This is a genomic window from Gracilimonas mengyeensis (assembly GCF_900182705.1).
Classification (GTDB): domain Bacteria; phylum Bacteroidota; class Rhodothermia; order Balneolales; family Balneolaceae; genus Gracilimonas; species Gracilimonas mengyeensis.
Window position 1 is genome coordinate 18447 of the sequence record NZ_FXTP01000003.1, and the last position, 17624, is coordinate 36070.

The window sequence follows — 17624 nt, forward strand, 5'->3', positions numbered from 1 at the left end:
TTATTACTTCATTAATAGCATTTTCTTTGTTTCAGTGAAGCTTCCTGCTTTTAACTTCATCAAGTAAATCCCACTTGTTAAATTGTTTGCATCAAAAGTAACAGTATATGTACCTGCACCTTGCTGTCTGTTTACAAGTGTAGTAACCTTTTGGCCCAGTGCGTTGTAAACTTCTAACTGTACCGTTGCAGCTTCTGCAACATCATAACTGATATTGGTAGTAGGGTTGAAAGGGTTTGGGTAATTCTGATTCAGGGCAAAACTGCCTGGAGTGCCTGCAAGTTCATTGCTAATGGTATCATTTACATTCACTGTGGCACTGGTTGTTACTGAATTAACTCCATCGGAGGCCTCAACAGTGATCGTTTGCTCACCATCCTGACCATCTTCTGGAGTCCAGGTAAATACACCTGTTTCAGAATTAATGGTCGCACCTTCTGGTCCTTCTACTATTGAATAAGAAACTTCACTTCCTTCAGGGTCAACCGCAACATATGTAAATTCAAATAACTCTCCTTCATTAAGGGTAGCGGAGGATGTCAATGCAGTACCAAAAGTTGGTGCATTATTTGGTACTTCAACAGTTACAGCTGCTGTAGTTGTATCCGATAAGGAACCGTCAGAGATAACAACTGAAAAGCTGTACTCACCTGTTTCACTTTCCCAGTTTAGTTCACCTGTTGTTTCATTAATAGTAGCCCCAGTGGGTGCTGTGTCTAACAAGCTGTAAACAATGTCGTCGCCATCAGCATCTTCGGCTTCATAAGTAAAAGTTAAAGTACTCCCAGTATCTATGGTTGTATCTGGTAAAACAGCTGTAAATTCAGGTGCATTATTCAATACTGCTACAGTAACTGTTGCAGTTGTACTATCAGAATAGGCTCCATCGGTAACTATGGCTGTAACATCAAAAGTACCTGTTGCTGATGTTTCCCAGCTGAATTCTCCAGTGGTTGGATCAATCTCAGCTCCTGCAGGACTATCATCAGCCAATGAATAACTCAAAGTGTTTCCATCTGGATCATCAGCCGTAAACGTAAATTCAAGAGTGCTACCAGCATCTACTGTAGTATCTTGCAATACATTAGTGAATTCAGGGGCTGAATTTGCATCAACAATTACTGTGGAATAGGTTGTATCAGAAAGCTCTCCATCACTTACAATTGCCTCAATTTTAAAAATTCCTTCTGTGGTGACCCAAGTGAACTCTCCGGTTTCAGAATCAATAGAAGCATTTTCGGGGGCTCCTTCACCTAAACTAAAATTTAGGGCATCACCTTCAGGGTCTTGAGCTGTATAAGTGAAGTTCAGAACCGAACCCGCCTTTGTTGTGGTATCAGATAAAGCGCCCTGAAACTCAGGTTTTTGATTTGGGATCTCATCCACTACAGAAACAGATAGATTATATGGCGCTGTAATATTTGTTTGTAGTCTGGTACTGCCATCATAACCAACATCAATAATTGAGAAATTAAAACCTTCACTAGATTCTCCATTGTCTTTCAAAATGGCTTCGATTGTGAATAGGATCAGCTCTCCACTAATAGTTCCGCCATACGCACCAAATTTTATTCTACCCTTTTCAGGTTCATTAGCGTTGAAAATCCCTGATACTCCTGCACCATTGTAGACATCATCTTCGCTAACACTGATTAAAGTGGTATCGTAGTTAAATTCAAAGCTATAACTGTCACTTTCGTAGCTTTTGAAATCTGCAGTAACATTGATTTCAACTGTATCACCAGGCATGCCGATGATATCACCTCCAAAATCGAGCTCAACAACCTGAGCAACACTTATTTGGGTAAGCAAAAATGCGAATAATAACGATAGTAGATATTTAATATTCATAGGTTTATTTCTTGATTAAAACTCTCCGTAACAACTCTTAATTACATTATGGAAAAGTATAATTATAATTTTTCTGCTTCTAAAATTAAGATTTTTCTTCCATTAGTTGTGGCAACTATTAGACATACCTGATAATAAATAGGATGTTCCTACAATAATGCCTTTATCAGTTATCGGGTTTTAAGCGATAAACTAAAATCACAAAACATAAAAAAAGGCTCCCAGGTAAGTGGGAGCCTTCTCAAACAGTCTCTCTTATTGAGCCTGTATGTATGCTACTTCAATAATAACATCTTCTTGGTGTCTGTAAAGCTGCCGGCTTGTATTTTAAAGAAATACACGCCACTTGTAAGATTTGTAGCATCAAAGGTTACAGTATAGTTACCTGCTCCCTTTTGCTCGTTTACAAGCGTTGATACTTTTTGTCCAAGAGCGTTAAATACATCAAGTCGCACAGTACTTGCTTCAGGTACTGCATATGTTATATTGGTAGTCGGGTTAAATGGGTTTGGATAGTTTTGCTGTAGTGCAAAAGACTTAGGAGTAGTTCCGTCTATAGGAAGACTAACAGTATTGTTTACCATTACTGCCACAGTAGTAGACACTGTTGAATTACCATCGGTTACTTCTACGGTGATGGTATAACTGTCACCATCATCACCTGCGGTTTCAGATGGAGTCCAAGTAAATACACCTCCACCAGTGATAGAAGCTCCCTCCGGTCCTTCAACCAAGCTAAAGGTCAATTCTTCGCCATCAGCATCTTCTGCTTCGTAAGTGAATTCAAACTCTTCTTCCTCGTTAATGGTAGCACTTTCTTCCAATACACTTGTAAATGTAGGAGCAGCGTTACCTGGTATGATTTCGATCATGTCCACATAAACAGTTGGGGTAGCTGAAGCACCTGAGCCATCAACCTGAAGGCCGATACGCTCAATTGTTTCAGATGGAGGAACTACAATATCCATAGTTACCCAAGTGTCTGCGGCAATGTTACCAGAACCGTACCAATTGCTGTTCCAGCCCCATCCATTATTCTGAACAAAAGGCTGAATGCCATTGATCGCACTAAGAGAAGATGCAGGTACGTATACATGGAATCTAACCGTATCGCCTGGTGCAGCTTCTGAGTTATCATTCACAAATGCGCCATTAGCAGCATCGCTTCCAACGGTGAACATAACGGAATAATCGCCGTCATAAGCTTGATCATCGGTAATTTCACCTGACGTAGTATAGTTGTTATCGTCGAGGAAATACCAGTAACCGAGCGTGCCATTTTCAAAGCTGAAAGGAGCACTTCCTGCAACAGTTACTGCAGCAGTATCGGTAACAGAAGAGGTACCATCAGTTGCTTCTACAACAATGCTGTATTCGCCTTCTGAAGTTTCCCAGCTAAAAGCACCTGTACTAGCGTCGATAGTTGCACCAGCTGGTCCTTCGAGGATGGAATAAGTTATAGTACCACTTTCACTTGATGCCATGTAGTTGTACTCAAGAGTAGATCCTGCGTCAACAACAGTATCTGGAAGTGCAGACGTGAATTCAATAAGTCCACCTTCTCCAACTGTAACACTACCATCAACTCCGGTAATTACTACCAGGTCTCCGTTGCTGTTGAAGAAATCAACTTTAACGAATTCCAACTCAGAGCTTGTTTCTGCCAGATAAGAAACATCCAGCTTTAACAGGTCTGTCCCGTTGGAAGAAATTGCAGAGCTACCAGCCCAAGCGATTTTGGCAGTATCTGTAGCACTTGTTCCCAAGTCTAAGAGTCCGCCTTCAGAAACAGTACCGTCAGCACTAACACCATCAATAGAAATAGCGTCAGAATCGTAGGTAAAGCTGAGCTCGTAAGAATAGATATCTAAACCACTGAGGTCATCAGTAGTAATAACCAATTCTTCAGAAGAGCCAACTGATCCGTTAACATCAGGTAATGCTATTAATACGTCACTGGCTGAAGTTCTGATATCGAAAGGAGTTGAAACATTGTAAGCCAGGTCATCGCCAATATTGATATTGGTAAACTGTACACCAGAAGTGTTTACTCCTGAATCTTTAAATGTTCCTTTAACTGTGAACAGTACATTCTCTCCAGTGATGCTGTTATTATACGTTGCAAGAATAATTCGGCCCATTTCAGGTTCATTCACCTGAAAATCTCCGGTTACTATAGATCCGGCTTCAATTGAATCGACATCAATCTCAACGAGAGACGTGTCATATTCAAATTCGAAATCGAAATTATCGACCTCGGTTTCGCCCAGATCGGCTGTAACTTCGATGGTGAATGCATCACCGGGTCGGCCGGCAAGATCCCCTCCAAAGTCAAGCTCCACTTGTTGTGCAGATGCCGTGCCGTTTATTAAGAACAGCGTCAGCAGTGCCAACAGCGAGTTAAATATTATTGTTTTAAAGTTCTTCATAAGATGATTCCCTTGTTTGTATATGAGATTCTATATAACTGAGATAAATTTCCTTTCATAGAAAGAAAAGAAGGCGGGCAGGATTGCCCGCCTTCCATTCAATTTACTTAATTAAGGTCATCTTTCTTGTGGTCGTGAACGACTTGTTCTCTGCTTTCGCCTGGATGCGGTAGATGTATACACCACTTGCAAGTCGAGATCCATCTACATTCACTTTATAAGCGCCAGCGTCCTGACGTTTGCTTACCAGAGTCTGAACTTTCTGTCCGTTAATGCTATACAACTCGATGGTTACGTCTGCAGCTGAAGGCAGTGCATAGCTTACAGTTGTAGTAGGGTTGAACGGGTTAGGATAGTTCTGCTCAAGGGCAAACTCTTGAGGAGTCGCACGCATGTTCAATTCATCCAGTAGGTATTCACTGTTGTTAGCAAAACCTTTACCTGAGAAGGATGTTTCAGCATACTCATCAGTGATAGAGAAGGTCAGCGTAGCAAATTGACGTCCTGAGATAGGTGTTGAGCCTGCGAGAGCAAATTTAACTTTGCCTTCGTCGATAGACTTAACAACCATCCAATCTTCTGGCAGACCGTTGAAGTCAATAGACTCAAGGCTTGCAGCAGAAGCGTCGAAGCTTCCGATAAAGTCAACAGCGTAGATTGCAGAACCTTCAACGTTCAGAGGAACGCTAATGCTTCCGTTGGTTGACTGAGTTTTACCGTATGCAACGATTGCTTGATCAACTTTTGCACTTGTGCTAAATGGCAGCTCTGTAATGTCTTCGAGGAAGTAACGGAATGTTACAGAAGCATCGAAGGAGTTTACAGTACCATTTTCGTTTACATCAGCAGCACCTTCTTGTGCAGCAGTGAAGTCAACTTCTTCAATAGCAGCGCTCAAGATGAGAGAAGCATCAGAAGAGTTAACAGTACCGTCAGCATTCACATCACCGTAAGCAGGGTTAACTGTTACTTCAAATGTTTGCTCTGCAGTTGCGCCAGTAGCGTCTTCTGCTGTTACAGTAATCGTAATTGGCTGCGGATCAATGGATCCCATTTCACCTGTTACTGTCAGTGTATCGTTGCTTACGCTTACAGAAGCAGAATCTTCAGCAGAACTTGCAGCTGTAAATGTGTAAGGAGTAGATCCACCAGCAAAGAAGCTAGCAAGAGTATCTACAGACACAGTACCAGCAGCTTGGTTAGCATCATCACCGGCACGTACTACAACATTATTCATAGTACCAGTTGTGCCGAATACTCCGCCAACGTTCAGTGTGAAGGATACATTAACTGTATCGTTAGATGCATCAACACCTACCACAGAAATCGTGGTGTTACCCATTGTAAGAGCAGGCATCTCCAGAGTTACACTATCTACAGAAGCTTCAGCTACTGAATCAGCAGAAGAGCTAGCAGTGAATGTGTAAGGAGCAGAACCGCCAGAGTAAACTGTGGTTAAGTCGATAGCAAGAGTGTCGCCTACGTTAGCTACTTGATCGTCAATTGAAGCTACAAATGCAGCGTTCACTTTAACTGTGAGTGAGCCAGTATTGCTGTCACCGAGTTCATCAGTAGCAGTAATTGTAAAGTTGGCTACACCTTCAGAGCCAGCAGCGATGTTTAATGTGTCGCCATCAGCATCTGCAGTTGCTACCGTAGCATCATCTACAGAGATATCATAGCTACGATCGCCAGTACCACCTGAGAACAAGCTGTCCAGGTCGAATGCTAAGTTATTACCAGCGTTAACAAGTAATGTATCAACATCCAGAATCTCGAGGTTAGATTTCAGACCGTAGGTAAAGATAGAACCGTTACCTGCCTGAATACCACCTTGTACATTCAGTCCAATAACTGTTGGATAAATGTCTCCGTTTTCAACGGAACCAGTCTGGTAGTTATCATAATCGTCTGCATTTCCTTGCAGTCTCCAGTCGTTATCTACGTTACCAGCAGCTCGACGGATAATGCGGATGTCTTCAACATCGGTAATAGCACCGTCTTGCGTGTACTCACCATAACCCTGACGCTCCATTTCGAGCTCATAAGTAAGGTTAGATGGCAGAGAAGCACTGGTCTTAATTGGCCAGTAGAACTCATCTGGGTAACGAACAATATTTACACCTTCACGAACACCGTCAACAATTGGGAATCCGTTTTGGCCGCCTGGGTTACCTTCTTCGTGACCAACAGTCATGTAAATGCCTTGTGGCAGAGAGTTGGTGTTAGTGAAAGTAAAAGCAACAGGGCTGTACTCATCTTCAGGAGCACCATTCAATTCGTCCTGGTTGTTACCACCAACAGGGAAAATAATGCGCTCAGAAGTTCCGCTACCAGCAGGCAACAGTTTACGAACGTTACCAAATACGTGGCCGTCAGTTCTGTCGAATCCTTGATCTGTGGTAGAAGTGTGTACAAGCTGGATGTAGTTGTTATCACCAGTCCAAACAACACCAGTCTGGAAGTGAGGATCAACTGCATTGTTAGAACCATCAGCGAATGTAATATTACCAGATTGGATATATACATTTTCTGCGTTGAATACTAAGGCATCACCCTCTGCAACTTGGTAGTTACCACCAAAGTTAACGTTCTGAACACCTGTACCATTAAAGGTAATAGTGTTGGTTCCGTCAGTTGTAAAGAATGCAGCAGATTCAGTATCCAAGTCACCTTGAATATTGATTCCTTGTGTAGTGTTGATATTGATAGCGTCGTTTTCGCCAATTTCTACATCACCAAAGGTATCAGAATTGGCAGCAAGTGTACCAGTGATGGTACTTGCAGCTTCGTTATCAACTGTAATAGAGAAATTATCTCCAGCAAAGTAGTTATCTGGTGTATCTGTATCGATGGTACGAGAAGTACGGAAGATCACAGTGTAATCTTCACTATCGGTATCGATAGCTGCAGCAAAGTCTGCAACGCCATCTTCAAGCTCAATAGAAGAACCAGCTACAAATGTCAGGTTAGCACCTGAGTTATCAACAGTAGTTCCTGTAATAGAGAAGTTACCATTAACGTCAAATGCAGTTGTGATAGCAAGCTGATCGGCAGCTTCAGTAGAAACAACAGTGACATCATTTACACTACCAGCAGCAGCTGCAGGCACTTCATTTCCTGTGCTAATTACATCTGCACCAGCGGCTGTCGCATTATTATTATTGTAAACCAGATCAACAGAGCCTTCAAATGTAGGGGCTACTGCGATGGTGTGTGCATTTTCGGTACGTGTAATGGTTGCACCGTCAGCAATAACAACATCTTCGCTATCCCCGGAAGGCACTAAAAGTGCAGTATTCAGGGTCAGACCATTTTGAACGGTCAGCACATCACCAGATGTCAGCGTTACGTTGTTTGTACCCTGAACAGTAAGGTTCGGAATAGAAACATTAGCGCCACCAGTAATGATAGATCGGCCAGCAGCAGTTGCATCAATAATAATTCCACCTGTTCCAGTAGAAGAGGTATATGCACCTGCAGTAAGGCTCAGATTAGTATTAATCTGAATTGAGTTTTTATTCAACTCAATATCGCCACTTGTGTGAGTGTAAGTACCTGTTACGGTAATAGTACGCGCAACTGTAGGAGACGCTGTACTGTTTGTAATCAGCTCAGTATCACCATCAATTTCCAGATCAGCGATCGTTACATCATCAGTCGTAACCTCTGCGCCTTCCAGAGTCACAACACCACCACCGGTAATGTTTCCTTCTACAGTCAGGGCTTCAGAAACAACTAAAGCTGAAGTTGATGTAGCTGGAGACAACACTGACAGGTAAGGAATAGTTGCGCCGTTAGCTTCCAGGTTAGTACCACCTGTAAATACAAGTGCACCGCCTGTAGAGCTAACAGTAGCATCAGCTCCGCCAATTGTAATATCAGCACCGTTAATTACCAAATTGTTTCCAGCAAGTGTAAGATCAGAATCATCTGCAATACTCAGAGCACCGTTTGCTTGAGTAGCTGAGGAAATAGTAACAGCATCGCCAGCAACAGTTGTAGTAACCGCTCCGTCAATCACACCGTAGTCAGTGCTTGCGTTAGGAGCAGCTTCGTCAGTAGCAATCAGGTCAACAGTCACTGCAGCAGTAGAAGTACCACCGTTTACAGTAAGAGCACCCATTGACTGGAATCCAGAAATAGTAGCAGCAGATCCAGTAACAGTGAAGTCAGCTACAGCGTAGTTGTTGTTAGCATCTTCTTCGCCGCTACCAGCTACAGTTATATTATCACCGGAAACAGTAAATGTTGCACGAGTACCTCCGTCAACAACAGCACCGGAAACATCATGTGTTTGATTATTACCAGACAGTTCAAAATCGGAAGCCGTAGCTGCATCAGAAAGCAATGTACCATCTTCTTCAATCGTAAGTACGCCAGAGATCTCGTTAGACTGGGCTGCACCTGCGGCTTGCAAAGTAGCACCATCTTCAATGGTCAAGTTCACCATGGCAATATCAACGGAAGGCATGATTACAGAGAAAGCACCCGTAGTACTAATGGTAACATTGCGTACATCAGAGGTGAGTTCTGCACCAATAGTTTGGTTAGCTGTAATAGCACCATCGTACTTAATGTCATAAGCAAGTCCGGCATCATTAAAGGAAGCACCACCAGTAACTCCGTCAGAAAGCTGAGGATTTATAGTGAGCTGTTGATTAGCCTGAGTTGGTGAAATATCAAATGCACCACCAGAAATGGTACCAGAGATAAAAGTCAGGTTTCCACTAAAAGTCACATCTGCATTAAGCGAAATATTGTTAGCAGCTGCACCGGTATTCAGTATAATGTTAGAATATCCACTACCAGCAAGAGTTGCACCTGGGGTTGTAAAATACAAACCACCTTCTGTAGGTGTATCACTCACAATAGTACCATTAGTAGTGTTAGTAACTTGCCCATCAGCCGCAATAGTCAATGTGTTATCTTGCAAGTTGAATGTACCAGCCGTTACAGTAAGAGCAGCAGCACCACTTGCGGACAATGAAGCATCGTCAGTTAGAGTAAGTGCCTGACCACTCTTATTCATAGTGATAGCACCAACGCTAAAGTTGGATCCGGGCGTTAATGTTGCAGCAGCAGTCGTTCCTGTAAAAGAAAGAACAGAAGCAGCCGTAGCAGTAAATGTACCCTGGTCGTTAATAAAAGAACCATTATTCAAGGTTAGAGTCTGACCTGAAATATCAAGGCCATTGCCTGAATTAATAGTAACATTAGTAGCAGTAACAGAATTACCTGTAGTCATGGTGCCACTATTGATAGTAATATCATTTGTAACAACCAGTGGATTTACAGAAGCAACAGCGTTACTACCAGTAACAACTAAGTCACCAATTTCAGCACCAGCTCCAGATGTGGTAATATCATTTCCAGTTGTTACGGTACCAGTAACCTCAGCATTAGCGGCCAAGTCAAGCGCGCCATCCAAGTCAACATTACCATCAACCATTCCGGCAAGGTTAAATGCAATATCACCAGTAGTACTAGTTAGTGACACATTACCAACTATGTCGCCATTACCAGCAACAGCACCTGTACCGCCAACATCGCTCGTGTTATTAATAGTCAAATCACCAGTTAGCGTAGCAGCTCCAGCGATAGTCGTAGTTAATACACCAGCATCACCAGCATTTGTTATAGAAACTTCGCCAGTTACATTACCGTTAAACGCAATACTACCAATACCACTGGCACCGTTATCTGTATCTGCCTGACTAATAGTTACATCACCAGTAATTGCTTTACCAGCTGCAAGGTCTAAACCAGGAGCATTTCCTGCAGTTGCATTAACTACAAGATTACCAGTAAAACTATCGTCAAGATCAACAGATGCAGAAGCATTTACGGTAACAATACTGCTACCAATAACACCATCTCCATTACCAGAAGCGTCATTCAGGTCAAAAACAGCAACAGTCACATCTTTGGTAAGATCCAAAGCTGTTCCTGCATTTCTGGTTTCAACAATAAGAGATCCACTACCAAGATCAGCAGGAAGCTCATCACCGGTTGTATAATCAGCAGCTACATTATAATTAACATTAACATTGGTAGGGAAATCAATTGTACCGGTAAGCGTACCAGCAGTTGTTCCGTTTCCAACAAAAATATCTCCACCTGTAGTTGTTACAAGATCAGTTCCAGCAACAATATTACCTTGCGTCAGATAAATATCATCTACTGAAAAGGTGTTTGCACCGTTAGCAGTAAACGTCAGTGTTTTACCTGAACCATTTATCGTAAGGTCCTGAGTGTTAACCACAGTTTGAGTACCAGTAGTTCTAGCAACGAAAGATACTGTTTTACCAACAGTAACGTTTTCGGCGTAGTTACCAGCCTCTATACTAATGATATCACCATCACTAGCAAGTGACAGCGCATGTGTAATGGTTTCAACCGGACCGTCACTACCACTCAATGATGGGGCAAGACCGTTATTGGTGTTATTACCACCGGTATCCACATAATATGTTGTTTGCGCGTACGACGTTGTCACACCCATCGCTACGGCAAATAAGAAAGTTAAAATTGAAAAAGCTACCGTTCGTAGCAATTTAGGAGGTTTCATACCTGGCTCCTCTGTTATTTTAGGTTTTGAGCGTGGTATACCCACGTCGTTGATTATTGAAGCAGTTTTCATAGTGATTTACTTTGTGTATTGGTTATGTATTATAAAATGATTGATGTTCGTGTTACAATTCTTTTAAAACCTTACAAATCTTACAAGTTATTCACCTGAAAATGAGTGTATTGCATCCCGATTTTCGCATACAAGTCAGCAAATTTACTCATCCATCTGTTGGGGTTAAATTTTTGTTAGAAGTTAAATTGTACATTGTTTACAGACAAGCCCAAATTACTAATATTTTTCATTCTTTCAAGTTTCAATAATATAAAAATTTTATCCGAAGACTATGCCAGAAGCATTGTCGATCTTCAGAATATATCAACTGCTTGATAGTATGCTATAAGTAACTATTAATACTTCACATGCATTCCATTAATGCAGAAAACTTGAATCCTTGTAATTTTTCTGGCTTTATGTGCTTTCAGTGATTGGAAATTATAAACAGCATCACAAAACCTATCTATTTTCACTTCTGTTGTCTTCATTTAACTTCCGGATAAATGGCTTTTTTGTGCAATATCGTGCAATTAGCTTTCTTTACTATTCGCTATTGCTGATTTCATTTATCAAATTATCTAAAGAACTCTCCCTCTTGAAAGGGGGCACTAAAGATAAGGTCTTGTTCTTACAAAACAAGAATAAAATTATGGGAAACTTAGACTTCCGCAATTCTGCTTTTCGGCATTTTAACGGAAAAACTTAAATTTATGTTCGTCATCTACCTGAACTTATAATCCCCACTATTGTTCGCTTCAGGATACATGCTCTAAAATGATAGCTAAGCAGCTCCTATTATTTTATCTGATTGGCTGGAGGTCCGTAATTGCCTTCGATGGTTTTGTTACTGATTTATGAAATGCATATTCCTTAATTCCAACCAAAACGATTCGTATCTTCTGATTGTTAATCACTCACTCTATTAATTATAAATTATACTATATATAATGGTCATTATAATAGGTGCCGGTCCAATCGGCCTTGCTACCGGAATTGCACTTCAGGAACAAGGCATTCCTTTCAAAATCATTGAACGAGGCTGTCTGGTTAATTCTCTCTTTCACTATCCTACTAATATGACATTCTTTTCAACTTCGGATAAGCTAGAGATTGGTAATATTCCATTTATCTCACATGGCTCTAAGCCTACACGAAGTGAAGCACTTGAATATTACCGACGGGTAGCTGAGCATTATGATTTGCCTATTCATCTCTATGAAACCGTAACCTCACTTGAGGGAACGGACGGCGACTTTACGGTTAAAACCGACAAAGACATTTATAAAGCAGAAAAAGTAGTGGCAGCAACTGGCTTCTACGGACAGGCTAATATGATGAATGTACCCGGTGAAGACCTCCCAAAAGTAAAACACTATTATGATGAGCCACATCCTTATGCCTGGCAAAAAGTATTGGTAGTGGGGGGCGGCAACTCGGCCGTAGATGCCGCACTGGAATGCTGGCGTGGTGGTGCTGAAGTTTCTATGCTACTTAAACATGACACCATCAAACCTACTGTTAAATACTGGGTGAAACCGGATATAGAAAACCGGATTAAAAATGAAGAAATCCCGGCTTATTTTAATTCTGAAGTGAAAGAAATTCGAGAACGGGAAGTTGTACTGAAAACTCCTGATGGAGAAGTAACCCTCGAAAATGATTTTGTATTAGCAATGACCGGCTATCACCCTAACTTTTCTCTGATGGAAAGTCTGGGCGTAGAGCTTACTGAAGACAAGAACTGCATGCCTATCTACGATGAGGACAGCCTGGAAACCAACCGTAAAGGCGTTTATGTAGCTGGAGTAGTTTGTGGCGGCATGGATACGAGTCGCCTTTTTATTGAGAACTCCCGCGTACACGCTGAACAGATTGCTACTCATATCCAAGAGCATTTGTAGTTTTTTTGTTGATGGAAGATTGAAAATTACAGATTGCAAATTGTGGATTCATTCCGTACTTCATCTGACGGCTGAATTTGCGCCTCGCACCTTAAAACCTGCAAAGAACCGTCTGATGAATTTCTTCGGCCAGCCCGGCGCCACCTACTTAATAATCATCATAGCTACCTGTGGTTGTTAACAGCATTTGATAATTACCCCTTAAAACAACAAAGGCGCCTTATCAGACGCCTTTGCTGGTTCTTAACCTCATAGCATACCTCATAGAGTAATTGTGCTATTTACCGAAATCGTTTATAAACTTCTCCCAATCGTCCAGAAACAGATGACTGTGAAGAGTATTTGTTATGAATACTTCCTATCTGCTTAATTCTTTTTTCAGCCAGAGCATTCGATGCTTGGTGGGCAGGAATCTCATGTTCTTCCGCATAATTTAAAATATCGGTGATGGTATCATAGATTTTAGCGGCTTTTTGCATCGCCCGATCTTCGTTGTAGCCTTCCAATTCGCTTGCAATATTGATAATACCACCTGCATTAATTACATAATCGGGCGCATATATAATACCACTATCCATTAATAATTGACCATGGCGGTCTTCTTCATCTAACACATTATTAGCACCACCCGCAATAATATCACAATTAAACACACCAAGTGTATCATCATTAATGATGCCACCTAATGCACAGGGCGTAAAAATATCCACATCCAGTCCATAGATTTCATCCGGGGAGACGAGTACGCCACCCACTTCTTCTGCCAGTGCTTTAGCCTTGGCTTCATAAATATCACAAATGAATAACTTTGCGCCTTCCTTAGCGGCATAGCGCGCAAAAGAGGAAGCCACATTACCGGCACCCTGTAAGGCTATTCGCTTTCCTTCCAAAGAATCACTCCCGTAAGCTTTCTGAGCACAGGCTTTCACTCCCATATATACTCCATAGGCTGTTACCGGCGAAGGATTGCCGCTACCGCCTAATGCTTTGGGAATTCCGGTTACGAATTTGGTTTCGGAGTAAATCCATTCCATTTCCTGTTCGGTCATCCCTACATCCTCTGCAGTGATGTACCGGCCTCCTAAACCATCTACAAACCGACCAAAGGCCCGAAATAGCGCTTCATTTTTGTCGGTGTGAGGATCTCCAATAATGACAGCCTTTCCTCCCCCCAAATTCAATCCGGAAATAGCGGCTTTGTAGGTCATACCGCGTGAAAGACGAAGTACATCTTTCATTGCAGCCTCTTCGTTTTCATACATCCACATCCGGGTTCCCCCTAAGGCTGGTCCCAGTGTAGTATTGTGGATTGCAATGATAGCCCTTAGCCCGGTTTCGGGATCGGAGCACATCACCACTTGTTCGTGGCCATGGTTAGCCAGTTCATTAAAAACGGGAAAATCCGCATCTTTCTTAATGCCTGCATTAACTTCTTTTACGGGTGCTTCTGTCATAATTAAACTACCTGCCTACCATAAATCATTTATTTCTGGAACCGCTTCCAAAATCTGTATTTATTTATAGATTTTCAACCGCAGAAACCAAAATGTGAATGATTTACAATTTATTTAGATGATATATTTGAGGTTTCAGTGGCTATGTTATTCACAAGCCACGTTGTGAATCAGCTCAAAGATAGCATAATCAGAAAAACAGAAAAATACTTTAATAAATTTTTAAGTCTATTAGAATTTAATACGTTATTAAATTAATAATAACAATCATTATGTTTTAAATAATTATGCGTTAATGCAAAAATGACTAATAAAAATTAAGCCCAAATGCGTCATTTGGGCTTAATTTATTACACACTCTTACTTTTTTCTTTAAAACCTAAGGCTGGCTGTTAAAAAGAAATTCAATCCAGCATTTACCAGGTAACCAGGTTCACCACTCACGGGCGATCCACTCGAATAATAGGGCTCGTCAGCCAGGTTGTTGAGCTCAAGCCGCAGAGCTACGTGATCAAGCTCGTAGGCTGCCGAAGCATCCAGCACGAAATACGAGGGCAATGTTAGGTCTGGATTATTGGTAAGCTCAAGATAGGACTCACTTACATACTTACCTGAAAGCGCCACCGTAAACCTCTCTACAGGACGAACTTGAACCTCTTGATTTACAATCCATTCCGGGCTCAAAATAGGAGTCTTGTTCGTGTAGGTATCCCCTACGCCGGTTGTAAAGGATTCAATCTCGCTTTGCATGTAGATCAGATTCCCTTTTAAAGATAGCAGATCAATCGGCAGATAATTCCATTCCAGCTCTACGCCGGTGCGGTAACTGTCGGGGATATTACGGCGTTTTTGTACACCAAAAGCCAGCACTTCACCAATGGGTGCAATCTCATCCTGAAAGTCCATGAAGAAGTAGTTGGCATTGAACGCTAGCTTCTGATAGGTAAGCTTCACACCGGCCTCGTAATCGTTCACATATTCCGGGGCAAAACTATCTGCCCTGGCCTGATCGTAGTTGGCGGCGCCAAGACTAAATCCTCCAAAAATGTCGATTCGGGTTGGTTCGCGTCCCATTCGTCCGGCAGAAGCGTAAGCCGTTACATTCCGGCTAAACGTATAACTTGCGCCAATTTTTGGGTTGATGAAGGTCCAGTCTTTCACCAAGTCACCCTCCGGGGCAATCCCGATGTAGCTGTAATCCGGTTGGATAGATAAGGTAGCAGTACGGATCTGCAAATCAGCAAAAAGCGTTAACTTATCCCTATTCCACTCGGCCTTGCCAAACCAGCTGAATTCCTTTTTATCCGAGGTTTCGTAGTAATACGGATTTTCAAAATCGGGTGCGAAGGATTCTTCATTAACACGGTCAAAAATATAGCCGTGGATGCCTGAACTTAGATTCCAGCTTTCGTTTTCCCAGAATCCGTTCACCATCAATCCATAGTGATCGTTGTATAACGGATAATTAATTTGAGCCAGCGTGGTATCAGAATCGGCATACGTGTACAAGTAATCCCCACCTGAACCTCCATAATAAAGAGAAGCATTGGTTTTAAACTGATCACTGAAGATATGCGTGTGCTGCAGCTGCACCAGTCGCTGACCAAAATCGTCCTTATCGTTTTCATTCAGATAATTGGTTCGGGGATCAGCTTCCAAATCGCTTTCAGCCACAGCTGAATACCCCAAACCGTTTTTAGAGCTGGCATTAAAGGCATTGATTTTGATCATATCTTTCTCACCGAAATATCCTCCTGAAAAGAAAAAGGAAGAAGCATCGGTGCTGGTGTTATAGCGGTAGCCATCAGATAGAATACGGCTGTAGCTTCCATAAAATGACCACTTATCATCAATCATCCCGGAAGAAAGACTGGTGTTCATCCGGTAAGTATCAAAAGATCCCATCCCGAGCTCTACCTGCCCGCCTTGCGCCCGGTCTTCAATATTGACCGACTCAAAGTTGACCGATCCTGCATACGAAGCCACGCCATTACTGCTGGTTCCTACGCCGCGTTGCACCTGCATAGACTCAAAACTATTGCTGATGTCCGTGAAGTTTGAAAAGAACACGCCATGGTCAATCATATCATTCAGCGGCACCCCGTTCAGGGTCATATTGATACGCTCCTGGGCAATTCCCCTTAATCGCATCCCTCCGTAATTAGCCAGACGGGTTCCCGACTCGGAATAGGAAAAGATAGCCGGAGTTAGTTCTTCCAGCAAAAATACGGGTTGTTCGCCGTTGTATTTCTGCTCGATCTCCCGGCGTTGAATCGTACTTTGCGCTACCGGATCGTTGACCTCAGCGCGTACGCCTTGAATCAACACTTCCTCAAGGTTTACAGACGGCTCAAGATAAATCTCCAAATCCTGCGCTACGGTTACTTCTTTGGTTTGATAGCCTACAAAACTAACGGTTAGTGACTCAATATCATCAGCTAACTGCAGCTTAAATGAACCATCGAAGCTTGTTGAAGTCCCAATATTGGTTCCGGGCACATACACACTGGCTCCCGCCAATGGTTCCTGGCTTTGGGCATCGTACACAACGCCCTCTAACGAATTAGTTTGCCCCCATGCCTGGGATGAAAAAAGAAAAGTGAATAGAAATAAAAGTGCCGGTAATACCGACTTCTTGAAGTGAATGGTAAACATGAATTCCTCCATTTATTACAGATTAATGGAGGAGGTTAACTTGCGTTACTGTGCGGATACAGGTTTCCCTACGCCGGTATTATCCGGTTCAGGTATTAGGGTATGATCTCAGCCCGCGGTGCAAGCACCCCCAACCTAGTGAGGTGCAAAGATAAGGGCTTGTTCTTCAAATTGTAAATGAATGTTTGAAGGAATTTCAGATTGTTTATTGCAGATTACAGATTGAAAATAGAAAGATGGAAGATTGGGAGCATTTGATACCACATCTTAAATCCCAAAAGCAGTCATCCCGGTCAGGCCGTAGCGTAGCGGAAGTGCAGAACCGGGATCTCCTAATACGGGCAACACCGCACCCAAAGATTTCCCCGCTTGGGCGGGGATTAAGGGGTGGGTAAATCTAGCCAAGGCATCGCTTTTTTTTAATGAAGAAGACCCATATCGACTTTGGCTACTTTCCGACCTCTTTTGTTTTCTCCTTCTCAAGGAGAAAGACGCTTGTATGGCATTTTAGATAAGAATTATTTTCGTAGCCAAATTATACTCTGAACACTTCCTCTCCTTGTGAAGGAGAGGACTGAGGTGAGGTCAATGTTTCGAGTAGACACTGCGGATTGCCTGCAGGAAGCTCTGCTTCCACATAGTGCCATTGCAAATAATGCATCTGTAAGGCTCAAAGGCAGTTGTAAGTAGATTCTTCACTCCGCAT

7 protein-coding genes and 1 riboswitch are annotated in these 17624 nt (G+C 42.3%); of the genes, 1 reads left to right on the top strand and 6 read right to left on the bottom strand.

The annotated features are described in order from the left end of the window. Positions 1 to 3: 3 nt before the first annotated feature. From FN815_RS04650 to FN815_RS04660, 3 genes are all read right to left on the bottom strand, one after another. A complete protein-coding gene (locus FN815_RS04650; protein ID WP_142453456.1) occupies positions 4 to 1851 on the bottom strand; it encodes a T9SS type A sorting domain-containing protein in 1848 nt (615 codons plus the stop codon). A gap of 275 nt (positions 1852 to 2126) precedes the next feature. Next, a complete protein-coding gene (locus tag FN815_RS04655) occupies positions 2127 to 4280 on the bottom strand; it encodes a T9SS type A sorting domain-containing protein (protein WP_142453457.1) in 2154 nt (717 codons plus the stop codon). A 103-nt stretch (positions 4281 to 4383) separates the two neighbouring features. After that, positions 4384 to 10923, bottom strand: coding sequence for a dockerin type I domain-containing protein (locus FN815_RS04660; RefSeq protein WP_142453458.1), 6540 nt, complete (start codon positions 10921 to 10923; stop codon positions 4384 to 4386). Between the two features lie 932 nt (positions 10924 to 11855). On the opposite strand from FN815_RS04660, the gene FN815_RS04665 reads away from it, so the two are divergent. After that, positions 11856 to 12809 (top strand): YpdA family putative bacillithiol disulfide reductase, encoded by a 954-nt coding sequence (locus FN815_RS04665; RefSeq protein WP_142453459.1) that lies wholly within the window; start codon positions 11856 to 11858, stop codon positions 12807 to 12809. Positions 12810 to 13090: 281 nt separating this feature from the next. Here FN815_RS04665 and FN815_RS04670 read toward each other — a convergent pair whose 3' ends face one another. The 3 genes from FN815_RS04670 to FN815_RS18825 form a co-directional block, all read right to left on the bottom strand. Then, positions 13091 to 14263: a Glu/Leu/Phe/Val family dehydrogenase gene (locus tag FN815_RS04670; RefSeq protein WP_142453460.1), complete on the bottom strand. Its 1173-nt coding sequence runs from the start codon at positions 14261 to 14263 to the stop codon at positions 13091 to 13093. 372 nt (positions 14264 to 14635) lie between these two features. Further along, on the bottom strand, positions 14636 to 16918 hold the full coding sequence (locus tag FN815_RS04675) for a TonB-dependent receptor (protein WP_185957165.1): 2283 nt from the start codon (positions 16916 to 16918) through the stop codon (positions 14636 to 14638). Positions 16919 to 16966: 48 nt separating this feature from the next. Continuing rightward, positions 16967 to 17060: riboswitch (TPP riboswitch) on the bottom strand. A gap of 125 nt (positions 17061 to 17185) precedes the next feature. Then, positions 17186 to 17323, bottom strand: a complete 138-nt coding sequence (locus FN815_RS18825; RefSeq protein ID WP_185957166.1) for a hypothetical protein — start codon at positions 17321 to 17323, stop codon at positions 17186 to 17188. Between the last annotated feature and the right edge of the window lie 301 nt (positions 17324 to 17624).